Source organism: Hymenobacter polaris, from assembly GCF_012927305.1.
GTDB lineage: Bacteria > Bacteroidota > Bacteroidia > Cytophagales > Hymenobacteraceae > Hymenobacter > Hymenobacter polaris.
On the sequence record NZ_JABBGH010000001.1, the window covers coordinates 24,452 to 38,562 of the forward strand.

10 protein-coding genes are annotated in these 14,111 nt (G+C 62.0%); 7 read left to right on the top strand and 3 right to left on the bottom strand.

From position 1 onward, the window contains the following. Positions 1-264: 264 nt before the first annotated feature. Positions 265-2,160 (top strand): M1 family metallopeptidase, encoded by a 1,896-nt coding sequence (locus HHL22_RS00120; protein ID WP_241737927.1) that lies wholly within the window; start codon positions 265-267, stop codon positions 2,158-2,160. Positions 2,161-2,260: 100 nt separating this feature from the next. Next, a complete protein-coding gene (locus HHL22_RS00125; protein WP_169528953.1) occupies positions 2,261-2,818 on the top strand; it encodes a transposase in 558 nt (185 codons plus the stop codon). A 108-nt stretch (positions 2,819-2,926) separates the two neighbouring features. Here the strand turns inward: HHL22_RS00125 and HHL22_RS00130 are convergent, their stop codons facing one another. Beyond that, positions 2,927-5,932, bottom strand: coding sequence for a glycoside hydrolase family 3 N-terminal domain-containing protein (locus HHL22_RS00130; RefSeq protein ID WP_169528954.1), 3,006 nt, complete (start codon positions 5,930-5,932; stop codon positions 2,927-2,929). A 363-nt stretch (positions 5,933-6,295) separates the two neighbouring features. Here HHL22_RS00130 and mutL point away from each other — a divergent pair, with 363 nt between their 5' ends. The 3 genes from mutL to HHL22_RS00145 all read left to right on the top strand — a co-directional run bounded on the left by mutL (position 6,296) and on the right by HHL22_RS00145 (position 10,078). After that, on the top strand, positions 6,296-8,269 hold the full coding sequence (gene mutL, locus HHL22_RS00135; protein ID WP_169528955.1) for a DNA mismatch repair endonuclease MutL: 1,974 nt from the start codon (positions 6,296-6,298) through the stop codon (positions 8,267-8,269). A 97-nt stretch (positions 8,270-8,366) separates the two neighbouring features. Beyond that, positions 8,367-9,167, top strand: coding sequence for a rhomboid family intramembrane serine protease (locus tag HHL22_RS00140; RefSeq protein ID WP_169528956.1), 801 nt, complete (start codon positions 8,367-8,369; stop codon positions 9,165-9,167). A gap of 14 nt (positions 9,168-9,181) precedes the next feature. Continuing rightward, positions 9,182-10,078: a rhomboid family intramembrane serine protease gene (locus tag HHL22_RS00145; protein ID WP_169528957.1), complete on the top strand. Its 897-nt coding sequence runs from the start codon at positions 9,182-9,184 to the stop codon at positions 10,076-10,078. Between the two features lie 128 nt (positions 10,079-10,206). Here HHL22_RS00145 and HHL22_RS00150 read toward each other — a convergent pair whose 3' ends face one another. Both HHL22_RS00150 and HHL22_RS00155 read right to left on the bottom strand, forming a co-directional pair. Then, a complete protein-coding gene (locus tag HHL22_RS00150) occupies positions 10,207-10,569 on the bottom strand; it encodes a hypothetical protein (RefSeq protein WP_206680669.1) in 363 nt (120 codons plus the stop codon). A gap of 102 nt (positions 10,570-10,671) precedes the next feature. Next, complete coding sequence (locus tag HHL22_RS00155; protein WP_241737928.1) at positions 10,672-11,244, bottom strand: RNA polymerase sigma factor; 573 nt, start codon at positions 11,242-11,244, stop codon at positions 10,672-10,674. Positions 11,245-11,605: 361 nt separating this feature from the next. Here HHL22_RS00155 and nuoK point away from each other — a divergent pair, with 361 nt between their 5' ends. Together nuoK and nuoL are read left to right on the top strand one after the other, a co-directional pair. Further along, on the top strand, positions 11,606-11,944 hold the full coding sequence (gene nuoK / locus HHL22_RS00160) for an NADH-quinone oxidoreductase subunit NuoK (protein WP_169528959.1): 339 nt from the start codon (positions 11,606-11,608) through the stop codon (positions 11,942-11,944). 93 nt (positions 11,945-12,037) lie between these two features. Next, the gene (gene nuoL, locus HHL22_RS00165) at positions 12,038-13,990 is read left to right on the top strand and encodes an NADH-quinone oxidoreductase subunit L (RefSeq protein WP_169528960.1); all 1,953 of its coding nucleotides are present in this window, start codon (positions 12,038-12,040) and stop codon (positions 13,988-13,990) included. Positions 13,991-14,111 lie beyond the last annotated feature (121 nt).

Consider the following 14,111-nt stretch of genomic DNA (forward strand, 5'->3'; position numbering starts at 1 on the left):
AATAGATTAAGCCGGCCAGGCTGCCACTGCGCGCAGCCTGGCCGGCTTTTTCGCTTAACCAAGTAGGCCAACAACCGCTCGCGCCCGCAAATAGCCTGGCTTGTGCGCACCACGTTGGGGCTGGCGGCCCGACCTTTGCGGGCCCTGGCTTCCGACGCTTACCCGGCGCACCATAATAGCGCCGGTGTGGCGTTAGGAGCAGAAATTACTGGTTTCTGAAACTAGTGGCCCTAGGGGCACCGTGGTTTCCTTTCTGCTGTACTCTTGCGTTTCTGCTTACTTCTTCTGGGGCTGGTGCTGCCGCTGGCCGGGGCCCTGGCCCAAACTGCTCCGCCCGCGCCGGCGCCCGCCGCGCTGCCTACCCCGCGCAACATTCTGGCCGCCTACGCCAAGGGCACCCGCTCGCTTGATGGCCAGCCGGGCCCTAAGTACTGGCAGAACGGGGCCGACTACGACATCAAGGTCAATTTTGACCCCGCCACGCGCCTGGTGGCGGGCACCGTGGGCATTGCCTACCGCAATAACAGCCCCGACTCGCTGCGCCAGCTCTGGTTTAAGCTCTACCCCAACCTCTACCAGAAGGGCGCCCCGCGCGACGGCAAGTTTGCGGCCGACGACCTGAGCGACGGCGTAAAGATTGAGCGCCTGACGTTCAACGGCCAGGTGCTGGACCCCGCCCGCTACGTTATCGACAATACGAATATGACCGTGAGCCTGCCCCGCGCCCTAGGGCCTCGGCAGGCGGCGCAGGTGGCCGTTACGTACTCCTACACGCTCAACAAGGGCTCGCACCAGCGCACGGGCGAGGTGGCGCCGGGGGTGGCTTTTGTGGCCTATTTCTTCCCGCGCGTGGCCGTGTACGACGATGTGGACGGCTGGAACCGGCTGCCCTACCTGGGCTCGGCCGAGTTCTACAACGACTTCTGTAACTTCAAGGTCGACGTGACGGTGCCGCGCAACTTCCTAGTCTGGGCCACCGGCGACCTTACCAACGCCGACAAAGTGCTTAGCAAGAAGTACCTCACGCGCCTACGGGCCGCCGAAAAGAAGGACGGTATCACGAGCATCATCGACAGCACCGAGGCGCGGCTGCACGACGCCACCGCGCCCAACGCCTACAACACCTGGCACTTCGAGGCCCGCAACGTGGTGGACTTCGCCTTTGCCACCGCCGACCACTACGTGTGGCAAGCCACCAGCCTGGTAGTAGACCCCGCCACCAAGCGCCGCACCCGCGTTGATGCCGTGTACAACCCCAAGCACGACGACTTCGAGGAAGTAGCCAAATTTGGCCGCAAAACGGTGGAAGCCATGAGCTACACCTTTCCCAAGTGGCCCTTCCCCTACAGCCACGAAACGGTGTTCGACGGGCTCGACCAGATGGAGTACCCGATGATGGTGAACGACAACCCCACGCCCACCCGCGAGGAGGGCATCACGCTCACCGACCACGAGATTTTCCACACGATGTTCCCCTTTTATATGGGCATCAACGAAACCAAGTACGGCTGGATGGACGAGGGCTGGGCCACGATTGGCGAGTGGCTGATTTCGCCCCTTATCCAGCCCGGCCTCGTGGACGACTACGGCATGGTGCCCTACGCGCAGGCCGCCGGCACCGAGCAGGATGCGCCCATCGTGACCCTGACGACCCAGCAAAAAGGCACGCCCTTTTTCCTCAACTCGTACCCCAAGCCGGGCCTAGGGTACCTCTACGTGAAGGATATGCTGGGCGACGAGCTGTTTACCAAGGCCTTGCACCACTACATCCGCGACTGGCACGGCAAGCACCCGCTGCCCAACGACTTCTTCTACTCGATGAACGCCGGGGCCGGCCAAAACCTGAACTGGTTTTGGCAGCGCTGGTTTTTCGACCCCGGCTACCCCGACCTGGCCATCACCAGCGTGGTGCGCCCCGCCGACAAGCCCGCCCAGATAACCGTCACGGCCAAAGGCAGCAAGCCCCTACCCGTGGACCTGACGGTGACCTTCGACAACGGTAGCACCGAGCAAATTCACCGCTCGGTGGCCGTGTGGCAAAACGCCAGCACCGTCACCGTGCCCGTGCGCAGCGGCCGCACCATCCAAAAAGTGACCCTAGGCAGCCTCTACACTCCCGACAGCTACCCGGCGGATAATACCTGGACGGCGCCGCAGTAAGAAAGAGGTACGCACGTGTAGAGACGCATCCTTGCGTCTCGTCGTTGTTTAGCCTGCCTAAGACGACGAGACGCAAGGATGCGTCTCTACATTTGGGTAGATGAGCAAAGAATTATACCAGGATAAGTACCGCGTTGCTTCTGCCCGGCTGCTAGGGTATGATTACGGGCAGAGCGGCGCGTATTTCGTGACTATCTGCACGGCAAAGCGAGCACCGTACTTTGGCAGAGTGGTCGTACCTGGTGATAACTGGGATGCGGCCTTAGTCGAGCCGACCTTAATAGGTCAGCGAGTGTTGGCTGGTTGGCAGCAGATTCCACAATTTATGCCCTTTGTAGCGCTCGATGCCTTTGTGCTCATGCCCGACCACTTACACGGACTACTGCTATTTGATAAAGCAGAGGTAGCTGGCCCGCCGAGCACTCCACAAAATAAGTTTGGGCCACAGCGTGACAACCTCGCCGCCCTTATTCGTGGCTTCAAGGCGGGAGTTAGCAGCTTTGCCCGCGCCCAGAACCTTAGTTTTGGCTGGCAATCGAGTTTCTACGACCGGGTCGTCCGGTCGGGTGATGAGCTTGCCCGCATTCAGCAGTATATTCTTGCCAATCCAAGTCGCTGGAAGGGTGAACAAGATAATAGCGAAGGGATTTTTCGCTAAGATGAAACGCATTCTTGCGTCTAATCGTCGGGCATATCGAACAACGACGAGACGCAAGGATGCGTCTCTACACGTGCGTAGCTACCCTAGGGGCTACTTGGTCCAATGCTACTGCCCGCCTACCGTAGCCGCCGCGGCGCCGCTGGCCTGGGCAGCGCCGCGGCCCATCGCCTTGTAAATCACTTCCTGAATGCGGGTGCGAATGTTATAGGTGCGCAGCTTGATGTTGCCCGCGTCGGGGTACACGCGGTTAGAGAGGAAGACGTAGAGAATCTGATTGTCGGGGTCGAGCCAGACGCAGGTGCCCGTGAAGCCGGTGTGGCCGAAGGTGCTGGCGGGCGCCAGGTTGGTGGTGGGGCCGCTGGGCTTGCTGGGGTCGCCGCGGTCCCAGCCCAGGCCGCGCTTGTTGCCGGCCACCTGCGGGTGCGAGAACTCGGTGACCACTGGCGACTGGAAAAACTGGGTGCCACCGTACTGCCCGTTCTGCAGGTTCATTTGCATGAGCACGGCCAGGTCGTTGGCGGTGGCGAAGAGGCCGGCGTGGCCGCCCACGCCGCCTACCAGCGCGGCGGTTTGGTCGTGCACGGTGCCCTGCAGCTGCTCGCGGCGGTAGTAGGTGTCGTTCTCGGTGGGCGCGATGCAGTCCTTGGGGAAGCGCGTGAGCGGGTTGTAGGTCATGCTGCCCAGCCCTAGGGGGCGGTAGAAGGCGCGGGGCAGAAAGTCCTCCAGCTTCTGGCCCAGTAGCTTCTCGCTCAGGCGCTTCATGATGATGAAGCTCAGGTCGGAGTACTCCACCGGGTACTTGCCCCGCACCTTGGGCAGCAGCGTTGAGCGCAGCGTCCAGGCCCACACCGAGTCGTCGGCGGCGCGGATGCTGAACTCGCCGGGTGCCACCTCGTTGGGGAAATCGGCGCTTTGCAAGCTGCTATAGTAGGCGGGCTTCAGCACCCCGTCGCGCACGGTGCGCTCCCAGGTCGGGATGCCCGGCTTGAGGCCCGCCTGGTGCAGCAGCACGTCGCGCACGGTCATCTCGCGCTTGTTGGTGCGCTGCATCTCGGGCAGGTAGGTGCTCACCTTCTCGTCGAGGTTGACTTTGCCCTGGTCCTTGAGGTACATCACGGCCTGCAGCGTGCCCGCCACCTTGGTCACCGAGGCTAGGTCGTAGAGCGTGCTGCTCGTGATGGGCTGGCTGCGGTCGTAGGTGGCGTAGCCGTAGCTCTGGTCGAAGACGACGGTGCCGTTTTTAGCCACCAGCACCTGGCAGCCGGGCGTGGCCGCGGTCACGATGCTTTCGAGGGCAATGTGGTCGATTTGGGTGAGGATGCGCGAGTCGAGGCCCTCGCGCTCGGGCGAGGCGTAGCGCAGGCGGTGCAGGTCGGGCGTGGCCAGGCCGGTGCCCAGCTTCAGTGCCGGCGATACCGTGACCGGCAGCTTGCCCCGCGCCGGCAGCGCTCCAAATAGCACCTGCGGCACCACCAGCTGGGCGGCGTAGTGGTCCTCGTAGCCGCACACCAGCGTGCGGGCGCTTTCCAGAAACTTCAGGCCGTAGGCGTTGCCCATGGCTACCACCACCGTTTTGCGCTTAGGGTTGGCTTGCAGGTCCTTAATGAACTTCAGCGCCCCCTCGCCCAGGCCGTAGCTGTGGCTGGGCGTGTTGTTCATCTGGTGCAGGCTCACCACCACCACGTTGGCGTCGCCCAGCCGCGCCTGAATGCGCGCAAAAGTAGAGTCAGGCGCGTAGCGGTCGAGCACGGCGTACACCGAGCCCGGCTGGTACTTGTTGAAAATGGTGGCGTAGGGCCCCTCGGGCTGGGTGCCGATGGTGATGGCCGCAATGCGCAGCGTATCGAGCCGGCGAAAAGGCAGCAGCTGGTCGTCATTCTTGACCACCGTCACGGCGTGCTCGAAGATGCGCTGGGCCAGCACCCGGCTGCCGGGGTCGTTGAGGCTGTCGCGCACCGTCAGCGGGTTGGCCGGGCGGTACTTGCTGAGGCCGGCCCAGTACTTGGCCCGCAATATTTTCTTGATACGCGCATCTAAATCGGCCTGCTGCAGCTTGCCCGCCGCCACGGCTTCTTTGATGCGGGTGAGGGCGGCCGGCACATCTTCCGAAAACAGCAGCACGTCGTTGCCCGCCGCCAGGGCGAGGGCGTCCAGCTCGCCGTCCTTGTAGAGCTTGCTCACGCTGCGCATGTTCAGCGCATCGGTGAAAATCAAGCCCTTGAAGCCCATTTTCTCCTGCAAAAGTCCCGTCACCAGCGCCTTCGAGAGCGTGGTCGTCTTAGCGTCGGTAGTGTCGAAGAGCGGAATGTAGAGGTGGGCCACCATCGTGCCGAGGGCTCCCGCCTCAAACGCCGCCTGAAAAGGCACTAAGTCCACTTTTTCGAGCCGCGCCAAATCGGTATTTATCACCGGCAGAGCCTTGTGCGAGTCGGTGTCGGTGTCGCCGTGGCCGGGGAAGTGCTTGGCCACCGCAATCACGCGCTGGCCCTGCAAACCCTTGATGTACTGCACGCTCAAGGCCGCCACCTGGTTCTGGTCTTCGCCAAACGAGCGGTTGCCAATCACCGGGTTGTTAGGGTTGGAGTTGACATCCACCACCGGCGCGAAGTTGATGTGCACGCCCAGCGCCCGCAGCTTGCGGCCCAGGTCGCGGCCCATCTGCTGCACCAGCGTGGGGTCGTCCATGGCCCCTAGGGTCATTTCTTTGGCAAAGTGCATCGTCGAGTCGAGGCGCATATCCAGGCCCCACTCGGCATCGGTGGCAATGAGCAGCGGCACCTTGGCGGCGGCCTGCAGGCGGTTGGTCAGCAAGACCTGGCGCACCGGCCCACCCTGCAAAAACATGACGCCCCCAATGCCCTGATTGCGCACCAGCCGCTCGATGCGGTCAGCGTGGGCCTTCTCGCGGTTGGAGTAGGCGGCCACCATAAAAAACTGCCCCAGGCGCTGGTCGGGCGTCAGCGAGTTGAATACGCTGTCCACCCATTGCTGCTCGGCGGGCGTGGCGGCCAGCGGGTCGGGCAGGGGCCGGCCCGGCCCGGCAAAGCCCCACAGCAGCCCGCCAATACCCAGCAACAATCCAAAAAACAGCAGGCGGAAGTTGGGGCGCATCAAAGTTGTAAGCTGGTAGCTACCAGCGGTTAGCTAGCAGTTTTTTTCAAAGTAAAAAAGGCGGTAGCCCGCTAGTTGCCCCGGCCGCCTACTTTTGCCGCCGGGTGGGGCCGGAACCGCCGGCCCGCCCCAGCGGTTCCCAATAGAAGCGCGGTAGCAGCTAATTTGACGGAGTTGGAATAGTGCCTTTTCAGCCAAATTAGCCGTAAAGGTAGTGCTCAATGCTCACCGAAAAGCGCGCCCGCTACTTAGCCCGCTGCCCTAGGCCCTCCCCAACGCGTAAGGGGGCCAGTGTGGTACCCCGCCCGCCCCGAGCTAGCAGCTAAGGGCCGGCCGACAGGCCCCCGCCAACAGCTAAACACGATGCCCGATATTATCCAACTGCTGCCCGAGTACCTCGCCAACCAGATTGCCGCGGGCGAGGTGGTGCAGCGCCCCGCGTCGGTGGTGAAGGAGCTGCTGGAAAATGCCGTGGATGCCGGCGCCAGCAGCGTGCAGCTGATTGTGAAAGAAGCTGGCAAGCAGCTGGTGCAAGTGGTGGACAACGGTAGCGGTATGTCGGCCACCGACGCGCGAATGAGCCTGGAGCGCCACGCCACCAGCAAGATTCGCAGCACCGAGGACCTGTTTCGCATCCGTACCCTAGGGTTTCGGGGCGAGGCGCTGGCCAGCATCGCGGCCGTGGCGCAGGTCGAAATTCGGACCAAGCCGCGCGGGCAGGACACGGGCTCGCTGCTGCTGGTAGAGGGCTCGCAGGTGAGCAGCCAGGGGCCCACGGCCTGCCCCGACGGCACCAGCATCAGCGTGAAAAACTTGTTTTTCAACGTGCCCGCCCGGCGCAACTTTTTGAAAAGCAACGCCGTGGAGATGCGCCACATTTTGGATGAGTTTCAGCACGTGGCGCTGGCCAATCCGCAGATTGCCTTTTCGCTCTACCAAAACGACCTCGAAGTTTTCAACCTGCCGGCCGGCAAGCTTAGCCAGCGCATTGTGGCGCTGCTGGGCAACGCCTACAAGGAGCAGCTGGCGGGCTGCGAGGAAGTAACGCCCTTTATCACCGTGCGCGGCTACATCGGCAAGCCCGAGTCGGCTAAGAAAAGCCGGGGTGACCAGTTTTTCTTCGTCAACAACCGCTTCATCCGCTCGGCCTACCTCAACCACGCCGTGCTGGCCGCTTACGAGGGCCTGCTGCCCAAGGAAACGCACCCCTTTTACGTGCTGTTTTTGGAGCTGGACCCCAAGGCCATCGACATCAACGTGCACCCCACCAAGACGGAAATCAAGTTTGAGGACGAGAAAACGGTGTACGCCGTGGTGCGCGCGGCCGTGCGCCAGGCCCTCGGGCTGCACAGCCTCACGCCCTCGCTCGACTTCGAGGGCGACGTAAACTTTGCGCCCATCCGCCCGCTGCGCACTTCGGCCGAGGCGGGCCCCGGCGCGGCTCCGCGCCCCAGCGGCGCGGCCCTGCCCCCGCCCAGCCGCCACGCCCCCGACTTTAACCCCGACGCGCTGTCGGCCTCGGTGGCGGCGGCAGCGCGCCGCACGGCCGCCAGCCCGGCCAGCGACCGGCTGCCCGCTCGCCCCACCGAGCAGGCCCGGCGCGACCTCGAAGCGTTTTACCGCGAGCTGGGCCAGCCGGTGCAGGCTGCCCCGCCCGTGCCCGATGCCGAGCCGGTGGCCCCGGCGCCGCCCGAGCTGCCTTTCGTGCACGCTGCCGCGCCCGACGGCCCTAGGGCCGCGCCTGCCCACCAAGTGCCCAGCTCGCCGCGTACCACCCAGGTGCTCACCCGCTTCGTGCTGCTGCCCGTGAAATCGGGGCTGATGCTCATCGACCAGGAGGCGGCTCGCGAGCGCATTCTCTACGAGCAATACGCGGCCGAGCCCTCGCCCGAGCGCGGCGGGGTGCCGGCCCAAACGCTGCTGTTTCCGCGGCCCGTCACGTTTTCGCCGGCCGACTACGCCGTGCTGCACGAACTGACGCCGGCGCTGTTGCAGCTCGGGTTTCGGTTTGCCGAGTTCGGCCCCCAAACTATCGCCATCGAGGCCGTGCCGCCCGACCTGCCCGTCCAGGGCGAAAAGGAATTGCTGGAAGGCCTGATTGAGCAGTTTCGCAGCGGGGCCGGGGCCGTGCGCCTCGACCGCCGCGAAACGCTGGCCCGCGCCCTGGCCCGGCGCGTGGCCCAGGCCACCAGCCAGCCGCGCCTGCCCGACGTAGAGCTGAGCGCCTTGGTTGACAAGCTTTTTGCCTGCCAGGTGCCCAGCTACGCCCCCGATGGCCGCCCCACCGTAGTGCTGCTTGATGGCGAGCAGCTGGCCGCGCTGTTTGGCCGGCCCTAGGCGGGCGGCTCTGGCGCGGCGCTGGGCCCGACCTTTGCGCTCGCCCGCGCAGCCCGCGTATTTGTGAAACCTGTTTAATCCGCTAACTCTGCGGTCTATGTTTAACCTAACTCCTACCGTTCGCAACCTGCTGATAGCTAACGTGCTATTTTTCCTGGCCCAGGAGAATATTCGGTTGATACCTTCCCTCACCCAGCTCGGCAGCCTCTACCCCCTAGGGTCGCCGTTCTTTCATTTCTGGCAGTTTGGCACCTACATGTTTCTGCATGGCAACTGGGGGCACATCTTCTCTAACATGTTCGGCCTCATTATCTTCGGGCCGCTGCTGGAGCAGCGCTGGGGCGGGCAGCGCTTCTTGACTTTCTGGCTGATTTGCGGAGTAGGGGCGGGGGTGCTGTACGAGGGCGTGCGGGCCTACGACACGCACCGCCTCGAAGCCGCCTACGCCGAGTACCAGGCCAACCCCGGCCCCTACGAGTACGACCAGTTTATGCAGCGCAGCGGTTTTCGGCAGGCCGTAGACCAGCAGGCGGCCGAGGCCCTGGCCCGCAACCCGCACGACGCAACCCTGCGTCAAAACCTGCAGGACCGCGCCGCCCAGCTCTACGACCAGCTGCACACCCAGCCCCTAGGGGGGATGCTCGGCGCATCGGGCGCGCTATTTGGAGTCATGTTTGCGTTTGCCTATCTCTTCCCCAACACCGAGCTTTATCTGCTCTTTATTCCGTTTCCCATCAAAGCCAAGTACCTCGTATTTTTTTACGCGCTCTACGAGTTGTACGGGGGTATTCAGAAAGCACCCGGCGACAACGTAGCGCACTTCGCCCACCTTGGCGGGCTGCTAATTGGCTTTATTATTCTCAAATTTTGGGAAAGCGGCCGCGCCCGCTTTTACTAACCGCTTCGCTCCCTATGTCATTCACTCAGGATATCCGCGATGCCTTTTCGCGGCGCGATAATGCCCTCAACCAGCTCATTATACTCAACGGGCTGGTTTTTGTGGTGCTTGTCGTTTTGCGCGCTGTCTTGCACATTGCGCAATCAGACGCCACCTATGAACTAATTAGGCGGCAATTAGAGCTGTCATCCAGTATTCCGGTGCTGCTGCGTCATCCTTGGACGCTGCTGACCTACGCCCTTGTGCATGAGGGCTTTCTGCATATTATCTTTAATATGCTGAATCTCTATTGGTTTGGCCAGCTTATCCGGGAATATTTAGGCGACCGCCGTTTGGTGAGTCTGTACATTCTGGGGGCGCTGGCAGGTGCGGCATTCTTTTTATTGGCGTACAATCTTCTGCCAGTATTCCGAGCGGGTATTGGGCTGCCAGTCATTGGGGCCTCGGCAGCCGTAACGGCCATTATTGTAGCTGCCGCCACGCTGCTGCCCGACTACACCTTCATGCTCATTCTGCTGGGGCCGGTCAAAATCAAGTGGATAGCCCTCGTGGTGGTGCTCATTAGCATTGCCGGCCTCAACGGCGGCAATCCCGGCGGCGAAGTCACGCACCTAGGGGGGGCGCTGCTGGGCTTCCTGTTCGTGCGGCAGCTCAAGGCGGGGCGCGACATGGGCCGCCCCGTGGTGGCCGTGGGCGACTGGCTGGGCAACCTCTTTAGCCGCCAGCCGGCCATGAAGGTAACGCACCGCGCCACCGTGCCGGCCGGCCGCGCGTCGGCAGCTAAGGCCAGCACCCCTGCCGCCACGCCCGCCGAGGAGGTCGATACCATCCTGGATAAAATCTCCCGCTCCGGCTACGAAAGCCTGTCGAAAGAGGAAAAGCAGAAGCTATTCCGCGCCAGCCAACAATAATCACGGATTGCACGGATTTTGTGGACGTAAGAAAGGCCACCCGATTGGGTGGCCTTTTTCAGTAGTAGGAGGCTAGATTGAAGCGAAGCAATCGTCCACAAAATCTGTAAAATCCGTGCAATCCGTGATTATGCGGTTTCGGTGGCGCCTTTCTGGGCCCAGCTGTTCATAGTCATACAGCGGCTGCGCATCTGGGCGCGGAATTTCTCGCGCTCTTCGGGGCTGAAGGTGGCCAGGCGCTGCTCCATGCGCTGCTTCCAGGCGCGGCCCCTGGCAAAGCGGTTGCCGCCGCCCCGGCCCCAGCCGCCGAATAGGATGCGACTGAGCACCAGCAGCCCTAGGGTCTGCCAGTAGGTGATGGCGGGGCCGTGGAAAAGCGTGGGCACCAGCTGGTTCCACAAATATTGGGTGATGAAAACGGCGACGGTGATAAAGAGCGCCGCGGCTACTACAAACTTGGCGGCCTTGGCCAGCCAGAAAGAACGGTTCATATTGATTGCTAAATAAGTAGGTAGGAAGGGGTAATGCCTAATGAAGCCATTGCCAGCAGGAGTGCCGCCGCTGCTGGGGGCGCTAGCCGGGCCGGCGGCCAGCTATTCGCTAAACAGCTCTTCGTAGAGCGTGCGCAAGCGCTTGCGCAAGTGCTTCACGGCGTAGTGTTTGCGCGAGATAAGAGTCTTGAGCGGCACGCCCGTTTCGGCCACCATCTCGTTGAAGGACTTGTCCTCCAGCTCGTGCCACACGAACACCTGGCGCTGCTCGGCGGGCAGTTCGGCCAGCGCGTCGGTGAGGGCCTGCATGATGGTTTCGCGCAGCAGGCGGTTTTCGGGCGCATCGTCGGGGGCAGGCAGCACGTCTTGCAGCAGGCGGGCGGGCTCGTCGGCCGTGGCGGCCCCTAGGGGCGCATCCAGCGACACCGTGACCTTGGCCGGCACCCGCCGGTAGCGGTCGATGATGCGGTTGCGGGCCACCCGAAATAGCCAGGCGGCGGCCTGCTCCACGGGCTTGAGCAAGCGGTAGCTCTCGACCAGCTCGGCAAAGACATCCTGCAGAATGTCTTCGGCCTCGGCCGGGTCGGGCACGCGCCGCTCGATGAAGCGCAGCAGGCGGCCGCGCTGCTCGCGCACGGCAGCCTGTATCTGCTGGTCCTGGCCGGCGGCGCTCATAAGTACTGAAAGGGGGAGGGGCAAAGCTTCCATCGTGCCTAAGCAGACGCAAGAAGCCAAGCCAATATTTTAAGACCGCAGATTTAACGGATTAAACGGATTGCGCGGATACGCCGCTGGCGCGGCTGGCTACGCAGATGGCTAGCAGGCGGTGAGGGTAGCTGATGTAATCATAAGCTGCTGATTGATAAAAAATTATGCATGATTTTTGCTGAGCGTAACCGGCGCAAAGTAGTGCCAGTTACTCACTTCCTCGTGCGCGTAGTCAGCTTGCCGCAGGCAAGCGTATCCGCGAAATCCGTTTAATCCGTTAAATCTGCGGTCTATCTTTGCCCGCCGGGGAAATCGCCCGGTGCCTGCCATGACCAACGCTTCCCTAGTTCCCGCCGTCATCCACGAAGTGCCGTTGCAGTACTACGTGTTTTTTGCCACCGCTTTGTTTTGCATCGGCGTCACGGGAGTTCTGCTACGGCGCAATGCCATTATCATCTTCATGTGCATCGAGCTGATGCTCAACGCCGTGAATATCCTGCTCACGGCCTTTGCCGCCTACCGCGCCGACCCCAACGGGCAGGTGTTCGTGTTCTTCATCATGGCCGTGGCTGCGGCCGAAGTATCAGTGGGCCTGGGTATTATCGTCATGATTTACCGCAACTTCCAGAATACCGACGTCAACCTGCTCAATCGCCTGAAGTGGTAAACTGTCATGCTGAGCCCCGCGAAGCATCTCTACCGAACAATACGGCGCGGTAGAGATGCTTCGGCGAGCTCAGCATGACGTTCTTTTTATATCATGCAAGAGACTGTTCTTCCCGGTGCTACGGCGCCTTTCCCCACGCTGCTCTACGTCCTAATTCCGGGGTTGCCCTTCCTAGGCTTTTTGCTGAACGGCCTGCTCAACAAGAAGCTGTCGGGCACGGTGGCCGGGGCCCTAGGGTCGCTCACGGTGCTAGGCTCGTTCGGCATCTCGCTGTTTCTGTTTTTAAGCTTTCAGTACCAGTACACCGTCAACCTGTTCGACTGGATTACGGTGGGCTCGCTGCAAATCCCGTTCAGCTACCAGATTGACCAGCTGAGCCTGATTATGCTGCTGCTGATTACGGGCGTGGGCTTCCTCATCCACCTCTACAGCATCGGCTACATGGGGCACGACGCGAACGTGGGCAAGTTCTTTAGCTTTCTCAACCTGTTTGTGTTCAGCATGTTGATTCTGGTGCTGGGCTCGAACTTCGTGATTTTGTTCATCGGCTGGGAAGGCGTGGGGCTGTGCTCGTACCTGCTCATTGGCTTCTGGAACACCCACACCAGCTACAACAACGCCGCCAAGAAAGCCTTCATCATCAACCGCATCGGCGACCTGGGCTTTCTGCTGGGCATCTTCCTCATCTACCTCACCTTCGACTCGGTGCAGTACGCTGAGGTGTTTCAGAAGGCGCACCTGGGGCAGTTTGGCAGCTACGGCGTGGGCGTGTGCACGGCCATTACGCTGCTGCTGTTCGTGGGCGCCATGGGCAAGTCGGCCCAGATTCCACTCTTCACCTGGCTACCCGACGCCATGGCTGGTCCCACGCCGGTATCGGCCCTCATCCACGCCGCCACCATGGTCACGGCGGGCGTGTACTTGGTGCTGCGTGCCAACGTGCTCTTCACTCTGGCGCCCCAAACGCTGGAAGTAGTGGGCATCATTGGCCTGGCTACGGCGCTGCTGGCCGCCACTATCGGCCTGGCGCAGAATGACATCAAGAAGGTGCTGGCGTACTCCACTGTTTCGCAGCTGGGCTACATGTTTTTGGCCCTAGGGGTGATGGGCTACACTTCGTCGTTCTTCCACGTGCTCACGCACGCTTTCTTCAAGGCGCTGCTGTTCCTGGGGGCCGGCTCGGTTATCCACGCCATGAGCAACGAGCAGGATATGCGCCGCATGGGCGGCCTGCGCAAAGCACTGCCCATCACGTTCCTGACCATGCTCATTGGCTGCCTGGCCATTAGCGGTATTCCGCCGTTCGCGGGTTTCTTCTCGAAAGATGAGATTCTGAGCCACGTGTATGAGCACAACAAGCTAATGTGGGCTATCGGCGTGTTCACCTCGTTCCTGACCGCGTTTTACATGTTCCGCCTGCTATTTCTCACCTTCTTTGGCGAGTTCCGCGGCACCGAGCACCAGCGTGCCCACCTGCACGAATCGCCCATCAGCATGACGCTGCCGCTGATGGTGCTGGCGGTGCTCTCGGCCGTGGGCGGCTTCATGGGCGCGCCCATGTTCTTGGGTGGCAAGCACTACCTGGCCAGCTACCTGGCCCCCATCTTCACCTACTCGCGCCAAATTATGCCGGCCGCCTTTGAGGCCGAGCTGCCCCACGGCACCGAGCTGATGCTCATAGCTGTTTCGGTGGGCGTGGCCCTGGCGGGTATCATCCTGGCCTACGTGTTCTACGTAGCCCGCGCCAGCCGCCCGGCCGAGGACGAGGCGCACCGCTCGGCCCTCGACAACCTGGTGTACCACAAGTACTACATCGACGAGCTGTACAACGCCATCTTTGTGAAGCCCACCATGGCGCTGTCGAAAGGCCTCTACAAGTTTGTGGAAGAAGGCGTTATCAACCCCATCACCAATGGCTTTGGGCGCGCCACGCTGGCGGGAGGCGCCTTCCTGCGCTTCGTGCAAACCGGCTCGGTCGAAACCTACCTGCTGCTAATGGTTATCGGCATCGTGCTGATTCTAGGGCTAAATTTTGGGCGTTTCTAAGAAATAATTGGGCTAGCGTGGCGAAATAATCAAACGTCATGCTGAGCTTGCCGAAGCATCTCCGTCGCGCTACTTGCGTCGTTCGGGAGAGATGCTTCGACAAGCTCAGCATGACGTTCTT

Coding starts and splice junctions, on each gene's coding strand:
- HHL22_RS00150 (WP_206680669.1), bottom strand. CDS start 10,569: ATGAACCGTTCTTTCTGGCTGGCCAAGGCCGCCAAGTTTGTAGTAGCC.
- nuoL (WP_169528960.1), top strand. CDS start 12,038: ATGCAAGAGACTGTTCTTCCCGGTGCTACGGCGCCTTTCCCCACGCTG.
- HHL22_RS00145 (WP_169528957.1), top strand. CDS start 9,182: ATGTCATTCACTCAGGATATCCGCGATGCCTTTTCGCGGCGCGATAAT.
- HHL22_RS00155 (WP_241737928.1), bottom strand. CDS start 11,244: ATGAGCGCCGCCGGCCAGGACCAGCAGATACAGGCTGCCGTGCGCGAG.
- HHL22_RS00125 (WP_169528953.1), top strand. CDS start 2,261: ATGAGCAAAGAATTATACCAGGATAAGTACCGCGTTGCTTCTGCCCGG.
- HHL22_RS00130 (WP_169528954.1), bottom strand. CDS start 5,932: ATGCGCCCCAACTTCCGCCTGCTGTTTTTTGGATTGTTGCTGGGTATT.
- nuoK (WP_169528959.1), top strand. CDS start 11,606: ATGACCAACGCTTCCCTAGTTCCCGCCGTCATCCACGAAGTGCCGTTG.
- HHL22_RS00140 (WP_169528956.1), top strand. CDS start 8,367: ATGTTTAACCTAACTCCTACCGTTCGCAACCTGCTGATAGCTAACGTG.
- mutL (WP_169528955.1), top strand. CDS start 6,296: ATGCCCGATATTATCCAACTGCTGCCCGAGTACCTCGCCAACCAGATT.